Genomic DNA, 23,981 nt, shown 5'->3' with positions numbered 1-23,981 from the left:
GGAGCCAGGGCACCGCGGTCACCGGGCGGTCAGGAGCCGGTCACCACCACCGGGCGGTCGGTCGGGCCGGCGCCGGGCACCGGGGCCGGGGCAGCCGGCTCGCCGGACAGCACGTTCTTCACCTGCACCCGGACCAGCTCGCCCGAGCCGTCGACGTACGCCGCGGCGTCGGGCGACGCCCAGGCCACCGCGCCGGTCATCGGAGGTCCGGCGGGGCGCGCGGTCACCGTGCCGCCGATCCGCGTCACGTCGATCAGCAGGGCGCTCTCCGTGCCGTCGTATCGACCGTTCGCCAGCAGCCACCGGCCGTCCCCGGAGACCGCGCCGAGCCCGTCCGGGCTCAGGGTGGTGCCGCATCCGGTGTGCACCGGGGCCAGCTCGCGGCCCGGGTCGACCACGGCGAGACAGCGGCCGTCGGCCCGAGCGCCGGAGATCTGCCCGACCAGTCGACCGTCGGGCAGGGCGCCGTAGAGGTTCAGGGTGGCCCGATCGGCGTCCACCGACAGCGGGCCGACGCTCGGGTGCCAGATGGTGTGGCCGGGCCGGGCCGGGTCAGGCCGGACCAGCACGGCGTCCCCGACGAAGCCGTCCGGCACGGCGGCGGCCGGCGCGGGGGTGCGGACCGGCGCGATCAGCTGGGTACCGACGACCCCGGCAGAGACCAGATCGGTGCCATCGCGCCAGGCCACCTGCCGGCCGTCCGCCGAAACGATGATCGTCCCCGCGCCGGCCAGCAGCACCTGGGCGTTGCCTTCCCGGGACACCGACCAGAGCGAGCGGCCCGCGGTGGTGGCGCGGCCGACCACCAGCCAGCCGGCGTTCTCGGGCAGCCGGTGGGCCCGCTCGGCCGGGCCGACGCCGGCCAGCGCGACCCGCCGCCCGTCGGCGCCGACGATGACGGTCCCGACGACCAGGTCCACCTCGGTGCCGGGCGCCTGCCCGTCGACGATCGGCGGCTCCGAGGAGAGAACGGGATCCGGCCGCGCCGAGGCGTACGGGTCACCGAGCACGACCGTCGGCGGGACCGACCGATGCGGCTCGGCGCCCAGCTGGGCCACCCCGGTGCTGACCGCCACCGTGGCGACGGCGGCCAGGGCCAGGCCGGTCATGGTGCGCTGGCGCTGGACCCGCCGGGCGCGGCGGATCGCGGCGCCGGCCGGGTCGACGGCGAGCGGCCGGGGCACGGCGACCTGCTGGGAGAAGCTCTCCCGCACCGCGGATTCCAGCTCGTCCTTCGTCACCTCGAATGGACGCGCCGGGACGGCAATCCGGTTGCCAGCCCGACGCCGGGTGGCGGTCACCGCTGTTCCCCACGGGTGCTGCCGGCCGGGACGCCGGAGACCGGGGCGGCGAAGGCGGCGGCCGGGACCGGGACGTCGTCCGCCGGCCCGCCGGGCGGCACTCGTCGTGCCCGGTCGGCCGCCGGAGCATCGCCGGCGGCCGGCTGGGCGCCGCGATCGGGTGCCGCCGCCGCGGCCTGCCGCGGGATCGGGTCGGAGCCGGAGGCGGTAGGGGGCGTGGTGCCGGCCGCCGAGACGGCCGGCTCGGGCGACCGGGCGTCGGGGCGAGCCGACGGGGGTCTGGGCCCCGCCGGCCGGAGCCCCCGGCTCGGCCGAGCCGGCGCGGCGCTCGGCTCGACGGCCAGCTCCTGGGCGGCCTCGGCGCCCATCCGCTTGCGCAGGGTGGCCAGCGCGCGCGACGTCTGGCTCTTCACCGTGCCCGGGGAGATGTCGAGCAGCGCGGCGGTCTGCGCCTCGGACATGTCCTCGTAGTAACGCAGCACCAGTACGGCCCGCTGCCGGGTGGGCAGCGCGCTGAGGTGGCGCCAGAGCACGTCGCGGTCGAGCTGCTGCTCGATCTCGTCGGCGGCGGCCCGCTCCGGCAGCACCTCGGTGGGGCGCTCACCGTGCCAACGTCGCCGCCACCAACTGGTCGACGTGTTCACCATCACCCGGCGGGCGTACGGCTCGATCGCCTCGATCCCGCCAAGCCGCTTCCAGGCGAGGTAGGTCTTGGTCAGCGCGGTCTGCAGCAGGTCTTCGGCGGTGGCCCAGTCGGCGGTCAGCAGGTAGGCGGTGCGCAGGAGGGCGCCGGATCGGGCCGCGACGAACTCGCGGAACTCCTCCTCCAGCGGATCCCTGTTCCCCACTGCCCACCTCCACACCCCGACCGTCCTGGCAGGTTGCCATGCCAGGGCGGCCGAGGTCCATGGCGAAAGGTGTGCACTTCCTCCGATGTTCGGACAGATTCGGTCACGCGCCGTCGTCGGCCTTGGCCTCGTCCGCTTCCTTGCCCAGCCGCGCCTCGACCGCCTGCGGCTCGTACATCTCTTCGACCACTCGCAGGTAGAGCTCGTTCGGGTTGGGCAGGTTCTTGATCTCGCGAAGCGCCTGCTCCTGGCCGGCGGACTCCAGCACGAAGGTGCCGTAGTTGAGCGCCCGGCCGCTCGGTGTCTGCTCGTACTTCATGTCGGTGACCCGGACCAGCGGCATCATCGCCACGCGGCGGGTGATGATGCCGTTGACCACCATCACCCGCTTGTTGGTCAGGATGAACCGGTCATACCACCAGTCGGCGACCTTCCACGCCACCCAGCCCATCACCGCGAACCAGAGCAGCACGGCGATGGTGGTGAGCGCACCGACGTCCTGCCCGGCGAGGAAGCCGGAGAGGTAGCCGAGCACGAAGGTCGCGGCGATCCCGATGAGGATCGGCGTGGCGAGGTGGATCCAGTGCCGCTTCCACTCGCCCCGGTAGCGCTCGGTCGGGAAGAGGTAGCGGGCGACCAGGGAGCTGGGTTCGTCCTCCAGCGGCAGCACCCGCCGGGGCGCGTTGCCGGCCGCGTCGGCGCGCAGACCGGCCAGCTCGTCCTCGGAGATCGCCGGGGCCTGGTAGCCGGCCTCCGGGTCGCGGATCCAGGACCGGCCGGAGCGGCCCTCGCCCGCGTAGCCGGGCCCGTCGCCGTAGCCGACGTCGTCCGAAAGGGACGGACCGTCGGAGAGGCCTGGACCGGCGCCGTAGCCGGGCCCCTCGTCCGGGGGGACCCGGGGGATCGGCTCCGTGTCGCGTTCCCGGCGTTCCCGGTCGGGGTCGTCGGGGTCGAAGGGTGGACCGGAGGGGCTGCCCATCGGGGGTCAGGCGACGAGGCTGGTGAAGAAGTCGCCGAACCCCTGGGCGATGTCCATGATCCCGCCGCCGAGCGACTTGAACACATCCGCCGCAGAGTTTGGCCGGTAGGCGACGAAGAAGATCAAGAATGCGATACCGGCCCAGGTGAGGACCTTCTTGACCATGGCGGGCCATCCTCTCGCGCGGCGCCGGGTCCCATTACCGCAGCGGCACCCAGAGTATCAGTGTGGTGTCGTACAGTGAATATCTGCGTCCGTTCTCCGTCATTCCGGGAGGGTTGTCAAGCCCTCCCATGCAGGTACGGAGATGGTGCGCCGTACACGAGTTCGGGTGGAGTCCACTCGGTCAGGTCGTGCAACACGACGTCCTCCGCGAGCAGGTGACCCGCACTCGCCGGCCAGGCTATCGCATGCAGCCACATTCCCCGAGCCTCGCCGGCGTACGCGCTTCGATCCGTCGGTGAATGAACCAACCACAGTGGAGTAGGGTGCCCGGCCACCCGGATCCGGGCCTGGCCGACGTGCTCGGGGTGGCCCGGGCCGGGGTCGGTCAACGCCTCGGCGAGCTGCGGACCGGGATCCGGACCGGCCATGCCCGCGAGCCGGGTACCCAGGCCGACGCCCGGCTCCTCGGCGACGAAGACCAGGTCGGCCGGGCCGCCGCCGAGCGGCTCGGGGCCGGCGCAGGCCACCGCCGTGGCCCGTACGCCGGTGCGGTCGTCCCCGGCGTACGCCACCCCGGTCATCGTCCAGCCCGGCGGCAGCGGCCACGGGCACCAGAGTGGCGCGGCCGGCCGATGTGGTGGCTCGGCGCCGGCGGTGATCCGTTCCACCACACTCGCCACGATCTCGGCTCCGATGTGTTCGGGCACGTGCAGCGGTGACACCGGCCCGCACCGCACACACCTCGACTCGGTGTGCATGAGGTCCGGTGACCGGACCTGACTTCCGCATCTGGGACAACTCACCGCGACACTCACATCCCCACCGTCACCCCGTCGGGCGGGGCCGTCAAGCGGAGCAGCCGTTTCCGTCGCGAATGGCGAGGAATCGGCCGGCGCCCCTGCCCGAACACCGGACCGCCGCTCAGACGGCGGCAGGTGACCGGTGTGGTTCTCCCCCCGGATCAGTCCGGCGGCGGGCCGGCGTACGCCCGGATCCAGGCGTGCATGGCGATGCCGCTGGCCACCCCGGCGTTGATCGAGCGGGTCGATCCGTACTGGGCGATGGAGAAGAGTTGGTCGCAGGCCGCCCGGGCCGGCGCCGACAGGCCCGGCCCCTCCTGACCGAAGAGCAGTACGCAGCGTCGCGGCAGGGTGGTGGTCTCCATCGGGCGGGAGCCGGGCAGGTTGTCGATGCCGACGATCGGCAGCTCATGGGCGGCCGCCCAGGCCACGAACTCCTCGATCGTCTCGTGGTGTCGCACGTGCTGATAGCGGTCGGTCACCATCGCGCCGCGCCGGTTCCACCGTCGCCGGCCCACGATGTGCACCTCGGCGGCGAGGAAGGCGTTCGCGTTGCGCACCACCGTGCCGATGTTGAAATCGTGCTGCCAGTTCTCGATCGCCACGTGGAAGTCGTGCCGGCGCCGGTCCAGGTCGGCAACGACCTCCTCGCGCCGCCAGTAGCGGTAGCGGTCGACCACGTTGCGCCGGTCCCCCTCGGCGAGCAGGTCGGGGTCGTACCGCGGGTCGTCCGGCAGGTCTCCCGGCCAGGGGCCCACGCCGACATCGAGCTGCTCACCGGTCACGGTCAGCAGAGGTTACGGCACCTGGCCGGGCCGTCCCCGCAGGCACCGGCCGGTCATCGCAGCCCGAGGGCGTCACCGAGCCGGTCGAGGAAGCGCCGGTCGGCCGGGGCCGTGACGGCGATCCGCGCGGCTCCCGCCGGCACCGCACGGCAGACCCGCGCCGCGACCGACTGCACCCACTGACGGTACGCCGCCGAGTCGGCCGGGTCGGCCCGCCGGTCGAGCACCCGTACCACCGCCCGACAGGCCGCGAGCAGGTCCACCAGGTCGGTGGCCCGGTCGCCGGAGGTCGTGGCGCCGTCGTGTCGGGCGTAGATCGCGGAGACCACCGCGCGGATCAGGTCGCTGTCGAAGGATCGGCCGGCGGCCACCGCGTCCAGGCCGGCGAGTCCGTCGGCGACCCCGCGCGGGGGTCGACCGGGACCGGCCGCGGTGGCCGCGACGATCACCCGGCCGGGCAGGTTGGTGAGCAGATCCCACTCGTCGGCGGAGTAGCCGGCGGTGGTCAGCGGTGCGGCGCGCGGGCCGGCAGAGGGCGGCTCTCCTGCGACGGAGTGGCTCATGGGGACCTCCGGCGCCAGCATATTGCCCCGGATCGCGAAAAGAGCCCCCTTCCCACCGGAACACGGCGGGAAGAGGGCTGGACGCTGCCCGGGGGCCCGGCGCTTCAGCGCGGCTCGGGAAAACTCGGCCGCTCCGGGTCGACTCCCTCGGGAACCGTGCTGGCCGCGTACTCCCGCTTCGGGACCATGACCCGGCGGCGGAAGACGCAGATCATCGTGCCGTCCTGGTTGTAGCCGCGGGTCTCCACCGACACCACGCCCCGGTCCGGCTTGGAGTTCGACTCCCGCTTGTCCAGCACGGTGGTCTCGCCGTAGATGGTGTCGCCGTGGAAGGTGGGTGCGACGTGCCGCAGCGACTCGACCTCGAGGTTGGCGATCGCCTTGCCGCTCACGTCGGGCACGGACATGCCCAGCAGCAGGGAGTAGATGTAGTTGCCGACCACCACGTTGCGCTTGAACTGACTGGCTGACTCCGCGTAGTGGGCGTCCATGTGCAGCGGATGGTGGTTCATGGTGAGCAGGCAGAAGAGGTGGTCGTCGTACTCGGTGACGGTCTTGCCCGGCCAGTGCCGGTAGACCGCGCCGACCTCGAACTCCTCGTAGTAGCGGCCGAACTGCATCCTGGTCCCCTTCGACGGGCGGCGATGGAGTTCGGCACAGCATGCCTTATCGAGGGTTAAGGCGATCCCCGGGGCGCGGGCCGTGCGGAAAAGTCACACCGGCCACATCTGGGGGGAGACGCAATGAGCGGCGGGGCCCTCCCCGGCACCCGCCGCCCACGCTCTGATGAGAAAGATTCTGCCGTACGCCTGTCCGGCACCGACAGAGACAGAGGTCACATTTATACTTTTGTAACACTACGCACAGTTACTGTCGGCGGCTTACCGAGCGATCTTCGCAGGCCGGATAGCCCCTTGTCAGGCATCAAGTTACCGATTCGTTCCGGTCGATACTGTGGATCATGTTGGAAACGCTCCCATCACGGCTCGTCACGCAAGTGCGACGTGCACTTGCGTTCCGCAGGGCGGGCCCGGACAGACACGGGTCGATGACTCATCGTGGCCGAGTGCCCGCCACGTCACAGGTTTCGCCTGCCCGTGGGCGGGAATGCGAGATGGTCAGCCCTGGTTCTACGGGACGTAGGTAATCCGCGGTGATCGGAGAGAGTGCAAATGGCTACCGTTGAGCTGACCACGGCGAACTTCGACGAGGTGACCGGCGACGACGGCATCGTGCTGGTCGACTTCTGGGCCGACTGGTGTGGTCCGTGTAAGCGGTTCGCCCCGGTCTACGAGCGCTCCTCGGAGAAGCACCCGGGCATCGTCTTCGGCAAGGTCGACACCGAGGCGCAGCAGGAGCTGGGCGCCAAGTTCGACATCCGGTCCATCCCGACCATCATGGCGATCCGGGACGGCGTCATCGTCTTCGCGCAGCCCGGTGCCCTTCCCGAGTCGGCGCTGGAGAACCTGATCGAGCAGGTCGAGGCGCTCGACATGGATGACGTCCGCAAGCAGCTGGCCGAGCACAAGCACTGAGCCGGCGACCCGCACGGCGCTGACGGCCGGGCCCCGATCCGGGGCCCGGCCGTCGTTGTTTCGGCGGGCCGGGCAGGCAGGTCAGGTATGGCCGTCAGAGGGACCCGGGCCTTGCAATGTTTCCCGTATCGTCACGATCCGATGGAAACGTTGACAACCCGCGGACGGGTCGCCCGGCTCGGCGTCACCGCGCTCGGCCTCGCCGTGCTGCTCGCCGGCACGGTCTGGGGCAGCGACGACGACTTCCCGTTCGGCCCCTTCCGGATGTACGCCACCTCCAACCCGCCGAACGCGCCGGCCCCGGACACCCGGGTCGAGGGGGTGGACGCCACCGGCGCGGTGGTGAGTCTCGGTCAGGACGCGACCGGCATCCGCCGAGCCGAGATCGAGGGCCAGCAGGGCCGGTACGCCGCCGAGCCCGCGCTGCTCGCCGAGGTCGCCGACGCGTACGCCGAGCGGCACCCGGCCGCCCCCGAGCTGGTCGAGGTCCGCATCGTGATCCGCTGGTTCGGCATCGAGGGCGGCCGCCCCACCGGCCGGCACACCGACGAGACGGTGGTCCGCTGGCAGGCTCCGCGATGAGCCGCTGGTTGACCGAACCGGTCCCACGCGGCCGGATCGCCGCCTTCCGGACCCTGATCTACCTCTTCGTCGCCGCCGACCTGGTGGTGTTCACCCCGTGGGTACGCACCCGGGTGAGCGTGCCCGGCGACCTCTACCAGCCACTGCTGATCGGCCGCCTCCTGCCGCTGCCGACGCCGACCCCGGCGCTGGTCGCGGTGATCTTCTGGGCGCTGCTGCTGCTCTCGCTGCTCGCCGCGACCGGGCGCGCGCCTCGGCTCCTCGGCTGGTCGGTCTGCGCGCTGTACCTCGAGTGGATGATCATCGCGATGAGCTACGGCAAGGTCGACCACGACCGCGTCGGCCTGCTCGTCGCGCTGGCCGTGCTCCCCACCGCCGGAAGGGCCCGGCACGGCGACGCCACCCGCAGCGAGGCCGGCGGGTGGGCGCTGCGGGTCACCCAGATCGCCGTGGTCTGCACCTACTTCCTGGCCGCCTGGGCGAAGCTGCGTTTCGGCGGCCTGGACTGGCTGACCGGTTCGGTGCTGGCCCGGGCGATCATCCGGCGCGGCACCGAGTTCGCCGACCTGATCGCCCAGGTGCCCTATCTGCTGATCGTCGCCCAGTTCGGAATCGTCGCGTTCGAGCTGGCCAGCCCACTGGTCTTCCTGCTGCCCGAGCGGTGGCGGCACGCCATGGTCGGCTTCTTCTACTCGTTCCACGCGGTCACCATGGCGACCATCACCATCTCGTTCGCCCCACACCTGGCCGCGATGACCAGCTTCCTGCCGTTGGAGCGGGTCCGCCCGATCGAGTGGCTGCGCCGGCTGCGCCGCCGCGGCTCACCGGCCCCCGTCGGCCAGCTCGGCGAGCATCCCCTCACAACTGCGGACCACCACCTGCGCCCCGCGCCGCTGGGCCAACCGGAGTAGGGGGTCCTCGGCCCGGTCCCGCCAGCGCCACTGCGCGTCGGCGGCGACCTCCCAGAGCCGCTGCACGGTGGCGTCGTGCTCGACACCGAGCCGGGCGGCCAGCCCGACGCCGTCGCCACCCACCAGCCGCCGCGCCTCCGCGGCGATCTCGGCGTCGAAGCCGAGCCGCGCGTCCCGTAGCGCCGCCAGCATGCGCAGCTCCTGGAACTCGTGCGCCCCGGCGAGGATCTGTTCCACGGTGCTGAGCAGCTCCGCGGTGCCCGGGCGGGGCTCGGCCCGGGCCAGCGCCTCGACCGCCGCCAGGGCCGAGCGCGACTTGAGCGTGTCCCGCCGGTCGACGAAGAAGCGCGTCACCGACTCGCGCAGCTCGGCCAGGCCGCTGCGGCGGATCAGTTCGGCGGAGAGGGTGGCCCGGCTGTCACAACCGGTCCGCACCAGCGTGGCGGCCAGCCGGACGCCGAACAGGCCGAGCCGGTCCAGCAGGCCGGCGCGTAGCTCCGCGTCCAGCGGCACCGGCAGCGCGCCGCGCAGGAAGCGGTCCGCGGAGAGCAGGTGCGCCTCCAGTTCCGGGCGGGGCACCGTGGCCAACTGGGCGAGGGCGGCGAAGTCGGACTCGCTGAGCACCCGACCGGCCAGCCCGATCAACGCGCTGCACGACACCACGGCGACAGTGAGCGCCTTCACCCGCGGGTCGCGGTAGTGCCGCCTGGCGAGCTGCCGCGCGGTGAGCAGCGCATCGATCTTGCCCCCGCCGGTCTCGTCGGCCCGGGAGAGCAGCATGATCACGTTCACCGGGGCGGCCTGGCCCACTGCGCTCTCCCGGCCGGACTCCAGCACCCGCAGGTCGGTGCCGCGCCCGTCCCGGGTCAGGTAGATGACCGCGTCCGCCTCGCGCAGCACCCGGTCCATCACCGGCGAGCGGCCGTGCTCGCCGGGCTGACCGACCGCCGGCGTGTCGATCAGGGTCACCTGCCGCAGCGCCCGGGTGGGCCAGCGCACCACGATGTCGCGCAGTTCGCCGGCCCGCCAGCCGACCAGGTCGACCCGCATCCCGGTCGCCGACTTGACCATCGCCAGCTCCTGCGGCGGATGGCTGGCCGAGTATCCGGTCGCCCCCGGTTGCGGGCCGTCCTCGTACCAGGTGAAGACGGCACTGCCGTCGGCCCCGACGACCGGGGCCACCTCCTCGCCCATCAGCGCGTTCAGCAGCGTCGACTTGCCGGCGCGCCACGGGCCGGCGATGGCGACCCGCAGCGGCTGCTCCAGCCGGGCCAGCTGACGACGCAGGTGACCGGTGGCTCGGGGATCGTCCCGATAGAGCTGCAACGCCTGGTGCAGCAGTCCCCAGACCGCCTCGTCCAGGCGCAGGCCGACGGTCATGACCGGGGCTCCAGCGGTGCCGGCGCCGGCCGGGCTCCGGTCAACTGCTGGGCCTGTTCGTAGAGCGCCGCCAACCGGGTCATCTTCAGCTTGATCTCGCGCTGACGCTGGTCACGCACGGCCGCGTCGGTGTCGGCGGCCTGCTTGGCGCTCCGCAGCGACTGGACGATGGCCTCCTGCAACTCGTCGGTGAGCGCGGTGAAGTGGTCCCGCAGCATCCGCTGCACCTGGCGGGCGGCGTCCCGGCAGTCCTTGGTCATCCGGACGAAGAAGTCGTCGACGTGCCGCTGGATCGCCGTCTTCACCGTCGCCTGGCGCCGGCGGAGCAACTGGCGGCTCTCGTCCCGGATGCTCTTGCCACCGAAGAGCGCGCCCGCGCCGATCGAGACCGGATTGATCATCGGCATACCGGCCAGCGTCAGCGCCAGGCCGAACATCAGCAGGCCCCCGTACGACCCCTTCATGCCGGTGATCACCTTCTGGGTGGCAGTGAACCGGTCGATGCTCGGCCGCTCGATCTCCGGCAGCCGATCGACCAGATCCTCCGGCACCGTCATCGACCAGGGCGGCAGCACGTCGTAGCCGTATCGGGCGAAGTTGCCGGCCACCCGCCGGGCGGCGTGGTCGCAGCGCTGCGCCAGCCACTCGTGGTTGGCCTCCGCCGCCTCGACCAGGCTGCGGCTCAACCACTCCTGGAAGGTCTCCCAGGCGACCAACGGGTCGGCGGTGTCGAAGGCCTCGTCGACCGCCCGCAGGATCTGCCGGGTGCGGTCACGCAGGTCGTACTCGATGTCGGAGAGCAGGTCGGCCATCTCGTCGTTGAGCGTGTTCTGCCAGCGGGTGGAGCACCGGCGCAGCTCGTCCACCTCGCGCTGGGCCGCGTGCAGCCGGGACATCGGCCCGGACTGCTCCTCGGCCCGCTGGCTCTCCAGCTCGGCGCGCAGCGGCGCGGCCAGCTGCTCCACCACCGTCCGGGCGGTCAGCCCCACCGCGGCCCGGGCCAGCACGTCGGCCTTGCCGGCCAGGTCCCGCTGGAGCCGCCCGATCAGCGCCGGGAAACCCGACTCGGCGTTGAGCGCGCGGTCGTCCGCGGTGGCCGCACGCAACCGCAGCGCCGCCGACACCGGGATCAGCGCCGCCGGCACGCCCGCCTCGGCCAGGTGCCGCCGGTTGCGTTCGGCGACCACCCGCCAGTCCGGCACCAGGTCGATTTTGGTCTGCACCACCACCACGTTCGGGTGCGACCGGGTGACGTGCAGCAGCAGGTTCAGCTCGGCCACCGAGAGTTCCCGGGTCGAGTCGGAGACCACCAGCACGGCGTCCGCCCGACTCAGGCCGGCGACCGAGCCGGCGCCACCGAGCGCGGCCACCTCGTCGCTGCCGGGGGTGTCCACCAGCACGAGTCCGCCGGCGAGCAGCGCGCGCGGCAGTCCGATCTCGACGTACGCCGGTCCGCCGCCCGGCCGGCGGCCGAGCGTCCCGGCCACGCCGGCCGCGATCCGGTCCAGCGGCACCGGGGTCCGCTCGACCGCCCCGGGGAGGGTGCCGCCACCGGTCCGGTCGGGGGTGGCCGGAGGCGTCTGCACCACCGCCACCGCGGGTTCCTCGGCGTGCTGCACCACCGTCGGCAGCACCGTGGTGCGACCGTCGCCGACCGGGCAGACCGGCGCGTTGACGATCGCGTTGACCAGTTGGCTCTTGCCCTGGTTGGGCTCGCCCACGACCAGCACGCGCAGGGTCGGGTCGAGCAGCTGGGCACGCTTGTGCCGGACCGCCTGCAACAGGTCGCCGCGCCCGTGTTCCCGGCACGTGCGGGCGATCCCGTCGAGCACGTCCAGCCAGATCCCCGCCATCACCGCACCAAGTGTGCTGGTTTCGGATCAATTATCAAGAGGGTGAGGATCCCGGAAACGGGGAGTGGCCGGGCCGCCACAACGGGCGACCCGGCCTTCCCCTGCTCCGACCGGGCGTCGGTCAGAGCAGACCGTCGGTGATGCCCAGCAGCCCGCCGCCGTGAGACGCGGAACCGTCCCCGTGGACCCCGGCGTCGCCGGTCACACCGTCGGTGACGCCACCGGTCACGCTGCCCACCGTGCCGGTCACGCCGGAGAGGACGCCATCCACCTGATGCGTCACGCCGCCCACCGTGGACGGCACGTCGACCGGCCCGACCCCGCCGCTGTCGCCGCCGGTGAGGCCCAGGCCGCCCAGGGTGTCGTCGACGCCGAGCGAGTCGACCAGGCCGCCGACCTGACCCGTGGTGCCGGAGAGGGTGCCGCCGAGCAGACCGTCCGGCGTACCCAGCAGGCCGTGGTCGGTCGAGTCGAGCACCGACTCCGGGCTGCCGACCGTGCTGGTGACATCCCCGATCACCGGGTCCGCCACGGTGTCCACCGCGCCCACCACATCGGCGTCGAGGGTGTTCGCGACGTCGTGCACCCCGGTCAGGTCGGTGGCGAGGCCGCCGGGCCCGACGCCGAGGCCGATCCCGGGCAGCACCATCGCGCCCGCGGCGACCGCCGTCGGGTCGACGGCGATGGCGCCGAGCACGCCGGCCTTGACGTCCACACCGGAGTAGCTGCTGCTGATGGTGATCTGCTGTGCCACGCTCTGCAACTGGCCGACGACGTCGGTCGCGTCGGTCACCAGCGGGTCCGCGCCGAGCTGGCCGACCACCGGAGCCACCGGGGCGAGCCCGTTCACCGGGGCGTAGTCGACCACCAGCGGAACCACGTCCTGCACGTCGGCCGCGGTGATGTCGGTGAGCCCCGCGGCCTGCAGCGCGCCCTCCGGGTCGAGGTCGAAGGCCGACCGGGCGTCGGCGTCGGTGAGCAGGTTGAGCACGAAGTCGTGCAGGGTCTGGTCCATGTGCCGGTTTCTCCTCGGATGTGGGCGTCGTCGACCGCCGCTCGTCGAAAGCGACGCTATGGGCACGGACCGGCACCGGGCATCGGGGATCGTCCCGCAACCCGCCCCGCCCGGTTAGGGCGTCGACCCCCTCGTACGTTAGGGGGACTGGGGGAACCGGGCCGGTCAGATTTAGGGTCTCGATGCAGGAGAGATCTCTGGTACGAACGTAGGAGCCCACGGGGATTCGCCGGGGGTGGGCCACAGACGGGGTGGGAAACCCGTGGCCCTCAACCGGCCGACTCGCGGTGAAGGAAGAAATAGGCGGATGCCGTACGTCCTGGGGATAGACATCGGGAGCACCACCACCGTGGCCACCGTGGCCCGACGACGGGGGGCCAGCTGGGCCCGCCCCGAGGTGGTGGCGCTGGACGCCGCCTCGACGACCGTGCCGTCCGTGCTGCACCTGGGCGAGGACGGGACTCTCGTGGTCGGCGAGTCGGGCACCGACGACGGCAGCCGTACCGCGCGTGGCTTCGTGCACCGGGTCGGCGACGACGTGCCGCTGCTGCTGGCCGGCGAGGCGTGCCCGCCGCAGATGCTCACCGCCGTGCTGGCCACCTGGGTGGTCGAACGGGTCCACGACCGGGAGGGCGCGCCCGCCGAGGCGGTCGTGCTCAGCCACCCGGCGGGGTGGGGGCGGCACCGGCGGGACCTGCTGCACGCCGCGCTCTGGGAGCTGGGACTGTCCCACGTGACGCTGCTGCCCCGTACCGTCACGGTCGCCGAGAGCCATGCGGCACGGGGCTTCGCCGGTAGTGCCGCCGCGGTCTACGCCCTGGGCGGCAACAGCTTCGAGGCGGCGTTGGTCCGCCGCAACGCGCGCGGCCGGTACGAGACCTTCGGCTTCCCCCAGGGGCTGGACTGGATCGGCGGCGCCGACTTCGACGAGGCGCTGGCCGAGCACGTCCGCACCGTGCTCGCCCGGGAACTCGCCGCCGCCGGCCGCCGGGAGACGTACGCCACCCTTCGCGCCCTGCGGCCCGAGTGCGACCGGGCCAAACGCGCGCTGACCGTCGACACCGGGACCGACGTGCTGCTGAACCTGCCCGGCGGGCCGGCCCGGGTGCCGGTGAGCCGGGTGCAGTTCGAGGAGATGATCCGCCCGGCCGTACAGGCCACCGTGGACCTGCTGCTCCGGACCGTGAACTCCGCCGGGCTGCGGCCCGCCGAACTCGACGCCGTCCTGCTGACCGGCGGCTCCACCCGCATTCCACTGGTCGGCGAACTGCTCGCCGCCGCATTTCCGGTGCCGGTCGAGGTGGAACCCGACCCACAGCTGACCGCCGCCACCGGCGCGGCGCTGGCCGCCTGCCAGGTGGTGTCGCCCCGCCCGCGGCCGGCCGAACCGGACCGGCCGCCCCGCCCCACCTCCGAGGCCCGTCGGGACGCCGCACCGGCCATTCCTTCACCACGCCGCCCCGACCACGGCCGTCCGGCTGTCCACAGTGAGCCCCCACCCCGTCCCCCGGTCCGGATCGCTCCGCTGGACCTGCCGAGGCCGTCCCGGCTGGCGCTGGCCCGGACCCGGGGACGCGAAGGATGACCACCATGATCATGAGCACTGCCGCCGGAGGCGGACTGGTGCTGGACCGCGCACCGAAGGCCCTGCTCGACGCGGTGGCCACGGATCCGGCGGCGCCGCTGGCGCTGGCCGTGACCGGCCCGGGAGGGCACGGCCGCAGCGCGTACCTCCAGGAACTGGCCCGGGTCTACCGCCGGGCCGGGGTCACCGTCCGCGAGGACGTCCCGGAGCTGCCCGAGGAGATCGACCCCGACACCGTGCTGCTGGTCGACGACGCCCATCTGCTCGACGACGGTCGGCTCCGCGCCCTGCGCCGCCTCGCGGCCGGGCGGCGGCACCGGCTGGCTGTCGGCTACCGGCCGTGGCCGCGGCCGGGCGCGCTGGTCGAGCTGGCCGACACGCTGCGGCGGGACGGGCAGGTCGTCCTGCTCACCCCGTTCGCCCGCGACCAGACCGCCGCCTACCTCGCCGCCGCGCCCGAACTCGGCCGGCGCGCCGAACTCGTCGACTTCGTGCACGGCCAGACCGCCGGCGTGCCCCGCGACGTCGAGCGCCTGGTCCGCGGGCTGCGCGGGCGGGAACTCGGTCCCGGCGTACCGACCGAACCACCACGGCAGGCCGTCCTCGAGTTCGGGCCGGACCTGGACGACCTCGCTCCCGACGTCCGGCGGCTGCTGCTGGCCGTCGCCGCCGGCGTACCGCTGCCGGTGGAGCTGCTCGGCACGCTGCTCGGCCGCGAGCCGGCCGAGGTGGACGGCATCGTCGCGGCGACCCGGGCGGCGGGCCTGCTCGGTGCGGACGGCCGGCTCGCGCCGCTGGTCCGGCGGGCGGTGACCGCCCTCAGCCCGGCCACCGAACGCACCGCGGTCTGGCGCCGGCTCAGCGAGGTGCAGCTGGCCCGGGGCGGCCCGGTGCTGCCGCTGGTCCGCGCCCTGCTCGCGGCCGGGGTGGCCGGCGACTGCCCGGGCGGAACGCTGGAAGCCGCCGCCGAGGAGGCGCTCACCACCGAACCGGCCCTCGCGGCGGAACTCTTCGCCGCCGCCGCGGCCGCCGGACGCCCGATCGGCGCGCGGCAGGCCGTCGCCGCCGCGCTCGCCGGAGACCTCGACGCCGCACTGCGGCTCGCCGACCGGCTACTCGCCTCGGCCGCGCCGACCGACCGGGCCGAAGCCGCGGTGGTCGCCGCGACAGCGCTCGCGCACCGCGGCCAGGTCAGCCGGAGCGTGGAGCTGTACCGGTGGTCGGGCGCCGCCCCGGCCGCCGCGTTCGCCACCGTCGGCGCGCTGGCCAGCGGCGATCCGGCCGGATCGACGGCCACTCCCGGCGACGACCGGGACGGTCCGCCCACCCTGCACGCCAGCGCCGCCCGGCTGATGGCCGCCGGGGTGCGGGACAGCGTCGACGGCGTACCCACCGCCGCGCTCTCCACCCTGGTGCAGGCGACAGCCCTGCTGGAGCCGGACGGCCGGGCGGTGCTGCTGCCGGACAGCCCGGCCGCGCTCGCCGCGCTGACCGCGGTGCACTGCGGCGAGCTCGACATCGCCGACCGGGTGCTCGACCGAGCGCTGGCCAGCGGCATCGGCGGCCCGCTGATGGCCCGCCGGCACCGGCTGCTGCAAGCCTGGATCCTGATGGTCCGGGGTCAGACGGCCGTCGCGGCCGAACGCCTCGGCACGGTCACCGCCGGCGGCCGACCGCTCGAATCGCGCGACCTGCTCTTCGCCACCGCGCTGGAGCTGGCCGTCGCCCGACGCAACAGTGACCTCGGCGCGCTACAGCGCGGCTGGGGTCACGCGCTGGAGGCGGTGGTGCGGCACCCGGTGGACCTCTTCACCCTGCTGCCGCTCGGTGAACTGGCCATCGCCGGCGCGCGACTCGGCGACCTGGACCGGCTGGCGCCGTACCTGCGCGAGGCCCGATCACTGCTGGCCCGACTCGGCGACCCGCCGCTGTGGAGCGCGCCACTGCACTGGAGCGGCCTGCACGCCGCCATTCTCACCGAGGAGCCCGCCGTCGCCGACGACCACGTGGCCGCGCTGACCGCCGCGGCACCGCACAGCCGCTACGCGACCGTGGTCGCGGCGGCCGCCACCAGCTGGGTCGACGTGCTACGCGGCGTGGTCGACGCGGCCCGGGTGGAGGCTGCCGCCCGCGGACTGCACGAAGCGGGGCTCTGCTGGGACGGCGCCCGCCTCGCCGGGCAGGCCGCGATCCGGACCTCCGACCGGCGGGCGATGACCGCCCTGCTGGACTGCGCCCGGACGCTGCAGGGCCGATCGGCCGGCGTCAAAGGCGAGCAGCGACCCACCGGCACCGAAGGACAGGTCGCGGACGCCCTCACCACCCCGGCCGGGCAGCGGCTCAGCGACCGGGAACGGGAGGTGGCCGAGCTGGTGCTGGCCGGACTGACCTACCGGGAGATCGGCGACCGGCTCTTCATCTCGGCGAAGACCGTCGAGCACCACGTGGCGCGGATGCGCTCCCGACTCAACTGCGCCAACCGGGCCGAACTGCTGGCCCTGCTGCGCACCATCGTGGCCGACCGGTCCGGCGTCGCCGCCGGGCAGCCCTGGCCCGAACGGTCGGCCCGATGAGCGCGGACGGGAGCGGCCAGGTGAGCGGAGGTGGGACCACGATGAACCCGAACGGGATCCGGCGGCAGTTCCTCGCCGTGGCGGTGGTGCTGATCGCGCTCTGGTCGTACGCCGCGTACCTGACCGGGCGGGACGCGGCCGACCTGCTTCGGATCCGCGCCCTGGCGGAGACGCTCGGCCAGCCCACCGACCGGCTGATCCTGGGCCTGCAGACCGAGCGGCGGCTCACCGCCGGAACCGTCGCCGGCGCCCCCCGGGCGCGCACCGCGCTGGGTCGCGTACGCGAGGACACCGACCGGGCCGTGGCCGCGCTGCGCGACACCGCCGCCGGCGGCGACCTCCGGCTGCTCACCGCCGGTGCGGTACGCGACCGGGCCGACGAACTGCTCCGCCAACTCGACGGGCTGGCCGGTCTGCGGGGCGAGGTGGACGCCGGCCGGGCCGAGTCGATCGCCGGTTACGACCGGCTGATCGACAGCGCTTTCGCGATCTACGGCCCCGAGTGGGGCGCGCGGGAGACCGCGCTGGCCGCGGAGACCCGCGCGGTCGTCGCGCTCGCCCGCTCCCGGGAACTGCTCGCCCGCGAGGACACCCTGCTCACCGCCGTCCTGACCAGCGGCCGGATCAGCGCCGACGATCGGCGGCGGCTCACCGAACTGGTCAGCAACCAGCGGTACGCCGGCGCCGAAGCGGTGACCGGACTGCCGACGGCGGACCGGAACGGCTACCGGGCCCTGCTGGAGGGCCCCCGGTTCGCGGTACTGCTCTCTCAGGAGGACCGGCTGCTGCGGGCCGACGACGGCCCTCCCCCGCTGACCGCGGAGGAGTGGCAGGCCGCCGCCGACCCCGCCCTGGCCGGACTGCACGACCTGGTCCGGTCCGCGGCCCTGGGCAGCGTCGAACGGGCCACGCCCGGCGCCGCCCTGGTGGTCGCCCGCACCGGCGCGGTGCTGGGGCTCGGACTCATCGCGGTGCTCGCCGCGCTCGTCGCCGGCGCCCGCACCGTCCGCCGGCTGACCGGCGAGCCCGGCCGCCCCGCCGCGACCCCGCCGACCGCCGGTCCGGACCCCGCAATCCATCCGCACCAGTGGGAAGACACCGGACCGGAGCGCGGCGCCCGCCCGGTGTCGCCGGCCGCGGTGGTGGCAGCGCCGCAGGCCACGACGGAGGTCGGACCCGGACGGGACGAGCGCACCTCGGCGGCGGCCACCCGGGAGCTGTTCCTGCGCCTCACCCAGCGCAACCAGGCGCTCCTGCGCGAGCAGCTCACCCTGCTCGACGCGATGGAGCGGCGCGAGCACAGCGCGGAAGAGACCGCCGACCTGTTCCGGCTCGACCACCTCGCCACCCGGCTCCGGCGCAACGTCGAGAAACTGGTCAGCCTCGCCGGCGCGCGGCCGGCCCGGCGCTGGCGCCGGCCGGTGCCGCTGCTGGACGTGGCGCGAGGCGCGGTCGCCGAGGTCGCCGACTACCAGCGGGTGCTGGTCGCCCCGCACTGGCCGGGGTCGCTCGCCGGCCCCGCGGTCACCGACGTCACCCACCTGCTCGCCGAGCTGGTCGAGAACGCGCTGGCGTTCTCGCCGGCCAGCACCACGGTGCGGCTGGCCGGCGAGGACCGCCCGGAAGGCCGCGCCCTGGTGGTCACCGACGACGGGCCCGGCCTCGACCCGGCCGCCCTCGCCGCAGCGAACCACCTGCTGGCCGAACCGCCGCCGACGGGGCCACCGGCCGGCCGCAACGGGCTGTACGCTGCTGCCCTGCTCGCCGCCCGCTGCGGTGCCAGGGTCTCGCTGCACCCCGGTCCCCGCGGCGGAACGGCAGCGGTCGTCCTGCTCCCGGCCACCCTCGTCACGCCTGCCGGGCCCGACGGGGCGGCGACCGGGCCGACCGGCCCCCAGCCCGTACCGCCGACGCGGTCACCAGCCGGATCCGGAGCCGGCGACCTGCCGGTGCGGAGCCGACATCCCGGGCCGGTGCGGCCCGGGCCGGGAGCGGCCGGCTCCGACACGGTCGAGATACCGGTCTCCAGAGCAGCGAGAGGACGCTCATGACGCAATCAGTGGTCACCGCCGACAGCCTGACCGACGCCCTGAACGATCTGGTCGATCGGGTGCACGGGGCCGAGTTCGCGGTGGTGCTCTCGCCGGACGGGCTGCTGCTCGGGGCCAGCCGCGAGGTCGACGACCGGCTGGCGAACCAGCTCTCCAGCCTGGTCGCCGGCATGGAGGCGCTCGGCACGGCGGCCACCCGGGTCTGCGTCGGCGGCGCGCTGCGCCAGGTCGTGGTACAGATGGCACGGGCGTTTCTCTTCGTCGCCACCACCCGCAACGGCGCGATCCTGACCGTCCGGATCGGTGGGGACGCCGAAGTCGGTGACATGGCGTACGAGGTGGCGCTCTTCGTGGGCCAGGCCGAGCGGCACCTGCCGGTGTACCTCGAACCGGCCTCGACAGTGACGGGCGGGGAGATCGGTGCAGCCGACCGGGGCCGGTGAGGAGGCGTGGTACGACGACGACGCCGGGCCGGTGGTCCGCCCGTACACCATGACGGGCGGGCGTAGCGCGCCCGACAAGGGTCGGTTCGACCTGATCACGCTGGTCGTCTCCCGGGGCCCGGCGCCGCCGACCGCGCAGCTCTTTCCGGAACAGGCGGCGATCGTCGAGATGTGCCGGCGACCGCTCTCGGTGGCCGAGATCGGCGCGGATCTGGACCTTCCGGTGGGTACCGTCCGGGTGCTCCTCGGCGACCTGCTCGCCGCCGGTCTGATCGAGACGCACGAGCCGCCGACCCTCTCCGAACTGCCGTCCGAGGACCTGCTGAGGGAGTTGCTCGCCGGGCTACGCGCGCTGTGAGCAGCTGGCCGACCGCGACGCCGGTGCCGCACGGCGGCCACCGGTGGAAATCTGAAAGGGGAACGAGGTAGTGCCGGCATCACCGCCGCAACCACGACGGACCGTGGCGATCATCCTGCTCGACCGGATCATGGACGTCGCGAACGCCATCCGGTACGCGGTCACCGGGCGGGGTGAGGGGTCCCGGTTCGCCCAGATCGCCATCCTCGCCTCGCTGGCGGTGCTGGTGGCCACGGCGGTCCCCGTAGTCCTGGTGCTGCGGACCCCGGAACGGCTGGCCCCGGTGGCCCTCGACCCGCCTCCGAATCCCTACGTGCCGAACGTCCCCGAGCCTGGCACGCCCGGCGCGGAGGCTCTGCCGCCGGCGTCCGCCCGCCCGTCGCCCACCCGGCCGTCTGCCATCGCGACCCCGACCTCCGCTGCGCCGCCCACCACCACCGGCGCGGCGACCACGTCCGCCCCGGCGGCCGTACCGCTACGGGCCGACTTCGCCATCGGGGAGAGCGCGCTGCTCAGCTACGGCGCCACGGTGACCATCCAGAACCCGGGCCCGGCCCCGGCACCGAAGTGGACGCTGGTGGTCACGCTGCCCCGCGAGTCGCTCGACGTCACCGCGGTGAGCGGCGCCCGAGCCAGCCGCGACGGCGCGAAGTGGATCTTCGTGCCGGACGGCGCCGCAGGCCAGGTGCCGGGACGCGGCTCGACCCGGGTGACGTTCCGGGTGGCCGGCGCTCCGATCAGCGCCGCACCCACCGCGTGCACCATCGACGGCGCGGCCTGCGCCGGCCTGCCGGACTGAGCCGCGGCGGGGGTCAGTCCCGCCGCGCGGCCGGCACCGCACAGGCCGCGGTGCCGCCGGGCAACCGGTGCCGGTTGCGGGCCACCCAGCGGTACGCGGGCCAGGCAGCGGCGCGTACCGGCGGGAGCCGCAGGCCGGCCCCGGCCACCCGCCAGAACGGCCCGCTGTCGCCCAGCAGCCGGGCGATGGCGTCCGGCCCGGCGGCGCGTACGCCGTCGACGCCCAGCCACTGCACAGCCTGCTCGCACTCGACCTCGGTCAGCCCCAGGGCGGCCAGGTCGGCGAACTGCCACGGCACCACCCGGGCGGAGGTGGGGATGCGCCGCTCGATGAACTCGGCGCAGCGGGTGCAGAACGCGCAGTCCCCGTCGTAGACGAACGTCGACCTCTCCATGCCTCCATCCTCCACCCGAGGGTCGGCGCGGAATCGACGAGGTGGGGAGGAACACCCGGCGCGCCCGCTTGCGGCACGCTCGTACGTGTGTTCGAATAGTGGCCATGCGCTGGGACAACCTCACCGCTCCCCCGGTCGAGGGAGTTCCCGAGCGGGCAGCGCCAGCGACGCCACCCCTGCCGCTGGCGCTGCCCGGCGCAACCGTCCGCACCTTCGACACCCCCGCCTTCGCCGGGATGACCTTCTACGAGGTGCGGGCCAAGTCGATCATCAACCGGGTGCCGGGCACCTCCCGCGTCCCGTTCGAGTGGACGATCAACCCCTACCGTGGCTGCAGCCATGCGTGTGTGTATTGCTTTGCGAGGAATACTCACACCTATCTCGACCTCGATGCCGGGGCGGACTTCGACAGCAAGGTGATCGTCAAGGTCAACGCGGGCGAGCTGGTCCGCCGCGAGTTGGCCGCGCCACGCTGGCGGGGCGCGCACGTCGCGATGGGCACCAACGTCGACTGCTACCAGCGGGCCGAGGGGCGCTACCAGCTCATGCCGCAGATCATCGCGGCGCTGCGCGACTTCGCCAACCCGTTCTCGATCCTCACCAAGGGCACGCTGATCCTGCGCGACCTGCCGCTGCTGCGCCAGGCCGCCGAGGTCACCCGGGTCGGCGTCTCCTACTCGGTGGGCTTCGTCGACGAGCGGCTCTGGCGCGCCGTCGAGCCGGGCACCCCGAGCCCGCGCCGGCGGCTGGACGCCGTCCGGGCGCTGAGCGACGCGGGGCTCCCCGTCGGCGTGCTGATGGCGCCGATCCTGCCCGGGCTGAGCGACAGCGACGAGTCGATCGACGCCACCGTGGCGGCGATCGCGGCGGCCGGCGCGACAAGCGTCGCCCCGATCGCCCTGCACCTGCGCCCCGGCGCCCGCGAGTGGTACGCGCACTGGCTGGCCCGGGAGTTCCCGCACCTGGTCCCGCGCTATCGCGAGCTCTACCGCGCCGGCGCCTACGCCCCGCAGGCCTACCAGCGCGAGCTGACCGCACGGGTGCGGATCGCGGCCCGCCGGCACGGCCTTTACCGCAGCGAGCCCGCCGAGCAGGCGGAGCCCGATGAGTCCGGCCAGAGTGGTGGGCCCGGTGAGCGCGGTGGGCCCGGTGAGCGCGGTGGGCACCGCCGCGTCACGAAGTCGTCGCCGTCCCCGGCCGCCGAGCAGCTGTCCCTGCTCTGACCGAACCGGGTCGGCGCACCCACGCCGCCCAGCCCCGACAGCGTCGCCGTCGCCCGCCCGCGCGGTGGGGAGCGCCGCGGCGGAGTTACAGTCGCCAGGTGCGTACCGCTCAGCAGATCCTCGCCGACTCCGCCGTGATCGCCGTCGTGGGCGCGTCCCGCGATCCGCTCAAGGCCGCGCACAGCGTGCCGTCGCAGATGCAGCGGTACGGCTGGCGGATCATCCCGGTCAACCCGACCGCCGACGAGCTCTTCGGTGAGCCGGTCTATCGCTCGCTGGCCGACATCCCGCACCCGGTCGACCTGGTGGACGTCTTCCGCCCGGCCGCGGACGCGGTCGAGGTGGTCCGCCAGGCGGTGGCGATCGGCGCCCCGGCGGTGTGGTTGCAGCTCGGCATCGTCTCGCCCGAGGCGCGGCGGATCGCCGAGGAGGCGGGCATCGACTACGTCGAGGACCGCTGCCTGATCGTGGAACGCGCCGCGGCCGGCCTGACCCGCCTGGGCTGAGCGCCGGTGAGACCGCCGGGCCCGGTACGCCCACGCCCGGCGGTCGCTCAGACGGCGGTCAGAGCTTGTACTCCTTGAGCAGGCCGCGGGAGATGATGGTCTTCTGGATCTCCGAGGTGCCCTCGCCGATCAGCAGAAACGGCGCCTCCCGCATCAGCCGCTCGATCTCGTACTCCTTGGAGTAGCCGTAGCCGCCGTGGATGCGGAACGCCTCCTGCACCACCTCGGCGCAGTACTCGGAGGCGAGCAGCTTGGCCATTCCGGCCTCGACGTCGTTGCGCTGGCCGGCGTCCTTGAGCCGGGCGGCGTTGACCATCAGGGCGTGCGCCGCCTCGATCTTCGTACCCATCTCGGCGAGCTTGAACGCGATGGCCTGGTGCTTGGCGAGGGGCTGGCCGAAGGTGCGGCGCTGCTGGGCGTACGCGACGGCGAGTTCGAAGGCGCGCAGCGAGATGCCGCAGGCCCGGGCGGCGACGTTGACCCGGCCGACCTCGATGCCGTCCATCATCTGGTAGAAGCCGCGGCCGACCTGCTCCGCGCCGCCGAGGACGGCGGAGTCGGGGACGGTCACCCCGTCGAGCACCATCTCGGTGGTCTCGACGCCCTTGTAGCCCATCTTGTCGATCTTGCCGGGAATGGTGAGGCCGGGGGCGGTCTCGCCGAAGCCGGGCTCCTTCTCGAGCAGGAAGGTGCTCATGTTGCCGTAGACCGAGTCGGCACCGGTCTCGGTCTTGACCAGGGTGGCGACCACCGAGGAGTACGCGCCGTTGGTCAGCCACATCTTCTGGCCGTTGAGCACGTAGCTGTCGCCGTCGCGGACCGCCTTCGACTTGATCGCCGAGACGTCGGAGCCGCACTCGGGCTCGGACATGGAGAACGCGCCGCGCACCTCGCCGGTGGCCATCTTCGGCAGCAGCCGGCTCTTCTGCTCGGCCGAGCCGTGCTGGGAGATCAGGTACGCCACGATGAAGTGGGTGTTGACGATGCCGGAGATCGACATCCAGCCCCGGGAGAGCTGCTCGACCACCAGTGCGTAGGTCAGCAGGGACTCGCCCAGCCCGCCGTACTCCTCGTCGATGGTGAGGCCGAAGAGGCCCATCTCGCGCATCCCGTCGAGGATGTCGGTCGGGTACTCGTCGGCGTGCTCCAGCCGCTGGGCGTGCGGGATGATCTCTTTGTCGGCGAACTCCCGGACGGTCTCCAGGATCGACCGCTGCACATCGGTCAGGCCGGGTGTCTGGGCGAGTCGAGCCATCTCAGCCTCCGGGGGATCGGCGTATTACTCCTGGGTAACTGAACGCTGGGTCAGTATCGGTCGCCGCGGCGGCGAGG

24 protein-coding genes are annotated in these 23,981 nt (G+C 73.6%); 11 read left to right on the top strand and 13 right to left on the bottom strand.

The features are described from left to right. Positions 1–29: 29 nt before the first annotated feature. From ACIP9D_RS08380 to ACIP9D_RS08345, 8 genes are all read right to left on the bottom strand, one after another. Entirely contained in the window at positions 30–1,241 is a 1,212-nt protein-coding gene (locus ACIP9D_RS08380; RefSeq protein WP_350867562.1) for a hypothetical protein, read from the bottom strand. Between the two features lie 56 nt (positions 1,242–1,297). Next, positions 1,298–2,149: a SigE family RNA polymerase sigma factor gene (locus tag ACIP9D_RS08375; RefSeq protein WP_350867564.1), complete on the bottom strand. Its 852-nt coding sequence runs from the start codon at positions 2,147–2,149 to the stop codon at positions 1,298–1,300. Positions 2,150–2,252: 103 nt separating this feature from the next. After that, complete coding sequence (locus ACIP9D_RS08370; protein WP_350867566.1) at positions 2,253–3,128, bottom strand: PH domain-containing protein; 876 nt, start codon at positions 3,126–3,128, stop codon at positions 2,253–2,255. A gap of 6 nt (positions 3,129–3,134) precedes the next feature. Continuing rightward, positions 3,135–3,293 (bottom strand): hypothetical protein, encoded by a 159-nt coding sequence (locus ACIP9D_RS08365; RefSeq protein ID WP_007455302.1) that lies wholly within the window; start codon positions 3,291–3,293, stop codon positions 3,135–3,137. 116 nt (positions 3,294–3,409) lie between these two features. Next, complete coding sequence (locus ACIP9D_RS08360; RefSeq protein ID WP_357048130.1) at positions 3,410–4,096, bottom strand: DUF6758 family protein; 687 nt, start codon at positions 4,094–4,096, stop codon at positions 3,410–3,412. 158 nt (positions 4,097–4,254) lie between these two features. Next, complete coding sequence (locus ACIP9D_RS08355) at positions 4,255–4,878, bottom strand: RNA methyltransferase (RefSeq protein ID WP_350867570.1); 624 nt, start codon at positions 4,876–4,878, stop codon at positions 4,255–4,257. 53 nt (positions 4,879–4,931) lie between these two features. Beyond that, on the bottom strand, positions 4,932–5,462 hold the full coding sequence (locus ACIP9D_RS08350; protein ID WP_350867572.1) for a hypothetical protein: 531 nt from the start codon (positions 5,460–5,462) through the stop codon (positions 4,932–4,934). 83 nt (positions 5,463–5,545) lie between these two features. Then, entirely contained in the window at positions 5,546–6,061 is a 516-nt protein-coding gene (locus ACIP9D_RS08345) for a MaoC family dehydratase (protein ID WP_350867574.1), read from the bottom strand. Between the two features lie 552 nt (positions 6,062–6,613). Here ACIP9D_RS08345 and trxA point away from each other — a divergent pair. From trxA to ACIP9D_RS08330, 3 genes are all read left to right on the top strand, one after another. Next, the gene (gene trxA, locus ACIP9D_RS08340; protein ID WP_350867576.1) at positions 6,614–6,976 is read left to right on the top strand and encodes a thioredoxin; all 363 of its coding nucleotides are present in this window, start codon (positions 6,614–6,616) and stop codon (positions 6,974–6,976) included. A gap of 141 nt (positions 6,977–7,117) precedes the next feature. Further along, on the top strand, positions 7,118–7,558 hold the full coding sequence (locus ACIP9D_RS08335) for a hypothetical protein (RefSeq protein ID WP_350867578.1): 441 nt from the start codon (positions 7,118–7,120) through the stop codon (positions 7,556–7,558). Next, the gene (locus ACIP9D_RS08330) at positions 7,555–8,469 is read left to right on the top strand and encodes an HTTM domain-containing protein (RefSeq protein ID WP_350867580.1); all 915 of its coding nucleotides are present in this window, start codon (positions 7,555–7,557) and stop codon (positions 8,467–8,469) included. Before ACIP9D_RS08335 ends, ACIP9D_RS08330 begins: the two co-directional genes overlap by 4 nt. Here the strand turns inward: ACIP9D_RS08330 and ACIP9D_RS08325 are convergent. The 3 genes from ACIP9D_RS08325 to ACIP9D_RS08315 form a co-directional block, all read right to left on the bottom strand. After that, a complete protein-coding gene (locus ACIP9D_RS08325; protein ID WP_350867582.1) occupies positions 8,380–9,849 on the bottom strand; it encodes a hypothetical protein in 1,470 nt (489 codons plus the stop codon). The genes ACIP9D_RS08330 and ACIP9D_RS08325 overlap by 90 nt on opposite strands. Continuing rightward, positions 9,846–11,702, bottom strand: a complete 1,857-nt coding sequence (locus ACIP9D_RS08320) for a dynamin family protein (RefSeq protein ID WP_350868787.1) — start codon at positions 11,700–11,702, stop codon at positions 9,846–9,848. Before ACIP9D_RS08320 ends, ACIP9D_RS08325 begins: the two co-directional genes overlap by 4 nt. A gap of 121 nt (positions 11,703–11,823) precedes the next feature. Continuing rightward, positions 11,824–12,717 (bottom strand): IniB N-terminal domain-containing protein, encoded by an 894-nt coding sequence (locus ACIP9D_RS08315; protein WP_350867584.1) that lies wholly within the window; start codon positions 12,715–12,717, stop codon positions 11,824–11,826. A 307-nt stretch (positions 12,718–13,024) separates the two neighbouring features. Here ACIP9D_RS08315 and ACIP9D_RS08310 point away from each other — a divergent pair, with 307 nt between their 5' ends. The 6 genes from ACIP9D_RS08310 to ACIP9D_RS08285 all read left to right on the top strand — a co-directional run bounded on the left by ACIP9D_RS08310 (position 13,025) and on the right by ACIP9D_RS08285 (position 20,526). Then, entirely contained in the window at positions 13,025–14,302 is a 1,278-nt protein-coding gene (locus ACIP9D_RS08310) for an Hsp70 family protein (RefSeq protein ID WP_350867586.1), read from the top strand. A gap of 5 nt (positions 14,303–14,307) precedes the next feature. Next, on the top strand, positions 14,308–16,875 hold the full coding sequence (locus tag ACIP9D_RS08305) for a LuxR C-terminal-related transcriptional regulator (RefSeq protein WP_350867588.1): 2,568 nt from the start codon (positions 14,308–14,310) through the stop codon (positions 16,873–16,875). Next, positions 16,872–18,926, top strand: coding sequence for a nitrate- and nitrite sensing domain-containing protein (locus ACIP9D_RS08300; protein ID WP_350867590.1), 2,055 nt, complete (start codon positions 16,872–16,874; stop codon positions 18,924–18,926). The genes ACIP9D_RS08305 and ACIP9D_RS08300 overlap by 4 nt, the downstream gene beginning before the upstream one ends. Beyond that, entirely contained in the window at positions 18,923–19,369 is a 447-nt protein-coding gene (locus ACIP9D_RS08295) for a roadblock/LC7 domain-containing protein (RefSeq protein ID WP_350867592.1), read from the top strand. The genes ACIP9D_RS08300 and ACIP9D_RS08295 overlap by 4 nt, the downstream gene beginning before the upstream one ends. Before the next feature lie 49 nt (positions 19,370–19,418). Beyond that, on the top strand, positions 19,419–19,727 hold the full coding sequence (locus tag ACIP9D_RS08290; protein WP_400449604.1) for a DUF742 domain-containing protein: 309 nt from the start codon (positions 19,419–19,421) through the stop codon (positions 19,725–19,727). Positions 19,728–19,830: 103 nt separating this feature from the next. Next, on the top strand, positions 19,831–20,526 hold the full coding sequence (locus ACIP9D_RS08285) for a cellulose binding domain-containing protein (RefSeq protein WP_350867596.1): 696 nt from the start codon (positions 19,831–19,833) through the stop codon (positions 20,524–20,526). 13 nt (positions 20,527–20,539) lie between these two features. Here ACIP9D_RS08285 and ACIP9D_RS08280 read toward each other — a convergent pair whose 3' ends face one another. Next, on the bottom strand, positions 20,540–20,920 hold the full coding sequence (locus ACIP9D_RS08280) for a DUF393 domain-containing protein (protein WP_350867597.1): 381 nt from the start codon (positions 20,918–20,920) through the stop codon (positions 20,540–20,542). A 104-nt stretch (positions 20,921–21,024) separates the two neighbouring features. Between ACIP9D_RS08280 and ACIP9D_RS08275 the strand changes: the two genes are divergently transcribed. Further along, positions 21,025–22,143: an Rv2578c family radical SAM protein gene (locus ACIP9D_RS08275; RefSeq protein WP_350867599.1), complete on the top strand. Its 1,119-nt coding sequence runs from the start codon at positions 21,025–21,027 to the stop codon at positions 22,141–22,143. Between the two features lie 98 nt (positions 22,144–22,241). Beyond that, positions 22,242–22,649, top strand: a complete 408-nt coding sequence (locus ACIP9D_RS08270; RefSeq protein ID WP_350867600.1) for a CoA-binding protein — start codon at positions 22,242–22,244, stop codon at positions 22,647–22,649. A 58-nt stretch (positions 22,650–22,707) separates the two neighbouring features. Here the strand turns inward: ACIP9D_RS08270 and ACIP9D_RS08265 are convergent, their stop codons facing one another. Next, positions 22,708–23,904: an acyl-CoA dehydrogenase family protein gene (locus ACIP9D_RS08265; RefSeq protein WP_350867601.1), complete on the bottom strand. Its 1,197-nt coding sequence runs from the start codon at positions 23,902–23,904 to the stop codon at positions 22,708–22,710. Positions 23,905–23,981: the final 77 nt, after the last annotated feature.

Origin of the sequence: Micromonospora sp. NPDC093243 (assembly GCF_044753725.1) — a bacterium.
Lineage (GTDB): Bacteria > Actinomycetota > Actinomycetes > Mycobacteriales > Micromonosporaceae > Micromonospora.
Note: the sequence above shows the minus strand (reverse complement) of the source record. Positions and strands in the feature narration are given on the sequence as shown.

What these genes read in the sequence shown, in the direction of transcription:
- ACIP9D_RS08320 (WP_350868787.1), bottom strand. Translation starts at nt 11,702, where the DNA reads ATGGCGGGGATCTGGCTGGACGTGCTCGACGGGATCGCCCGCACGTGC.
- ACIP9D_RS08350 (WP_350867572.1), bottom strand. Translation starts at nt 5,462, where the DNA reads ATGCTGGCGCCGGAGGTCCCCATGAGCCACTCCGTCGCAGGAGAGCCG.
- ACIP9D_RS08330 (WP_350867580.1), top strand. Translation starts at nt 7,555, where the DNA reads ATGAGCCGCTGGTTGACCGAACCGGTCCCACGCGGCCGGATCGCCGCC.
- ACIP9D_RS08365 (WP_007455302.1), bottom strand. Translation starts at nt 3,293, where the DNA reads ATGGTCAAGAAGGTCCTCACCTGGGCCGGTATCGCATTCTTGATCTTC.
- ACIP9D_RS08300 (WP_350867590.1), top strand. Translation starts at nt 16,872, where the DNA reads ATGAGCGCGGACGGGAGCGGCCAGGTGAGCGGAGGTGGGACCACGATG.
- trxA (WP_350867576.1), top strand. Translation starts at nt 6,614, where the DNA reads ATGGCTACCGTTGAGCTGACCACGGCGAACTTCGACGAGGTGACCGGC.
- ACIP9D_RS08275 (WP_350867599.1), top strand. Translation starts at nt 21,025, where the DNA reads ATGCGCTGGGACAACCTCACCGCTCCCCCGGTCGAGGGAGTTCCCGAG.
- ACIP9D_RS08265 (WP_350867601.1), bottom strand. Translation starts at nt 23,904, where the DNA reads ATGGCTCGACTCGCCCAGACACCCGGCCTGACCGATGTGCAGCGGTCG.
- ACIP9D_RS08295 (WP_350867592.1), top strand. Translation starts at nt 18,923, where the DNA reads ATGACGCAATCAGTGGTCACCGCCGACAGCCTGACCGACGCCCTGAAC.
- ACIP9D_RS08290 (WP_400449604.1), top strand. Translation starts at nt 19,419, where the DNA reads ATGACGGGCGGGCGTAGCGCGCCCGACAAGGGTCGGTTCGACCTGATC.
- ACIP9D_RS08315 (WP_350867584.1), bottom strand. Translation starts at nt 12,717, where the DNA reads ATGGACCAGACCCTGCACGACTTCGTGCTCAACCTGCTCACCGACGCC.
- ACIP9D_RS08325 (WP_350867582.1), bottom strand. Translation starts at nt 9,849, where the DNA reads ATGACCGTCGGCCTGCGCCTGGACGAGGCGGTCTGGGGACTGCTGCAC.
- ACIP9D_RS08280 (WP_350867597.1), bottom strand. Translation starts at nt 20,920, where the DNA reads ATGGAGAGGTCGACGTTCGTCTACGACGGGGACTGCGCGTTCTGCACC.
- ACIP9D_RS08345 (WP_350867574.1), bottom strand. Translation starts at nt 6,061, where the DNA reads ATGCAGTTCGGCCGCTACTACGAGGAGTTCGAGGTCGGCGCGGTCTAC.
- ACIP9D_RS08370 (WP_350867566.1), bottom strand. Translation starts at nt 3,128, where the DNA reads ATGGGCAGCCCCTCCGGTCCACCCTTCGACCCCGACGACCCCGACCGG.
- ACIP9D_RS08335 (WP_350867578.1), top strand. Translation starts at nt 7,118, where the DNA reads ATGGAAACGTTGACAACCCGCGGACGGGTCGCCCGGCTCGGCGTCACC.
- ACIP9D_RS08310 (WP_350867586.1), top strand. Translation starts at nt 13,025, where the DNA reads ATGCCGTACGTCCTGGGGATAGACATCGGGAGCACCACCACCGTGGCC.
- ACIP9D_RS08305 (WP_350867588.1), top strand. Translation starts at nt 14,308, where the DNA reads ATGATCATGAGCACTGCCGCCGGAGGCGGACTGGTGCTGGACCGCGCA.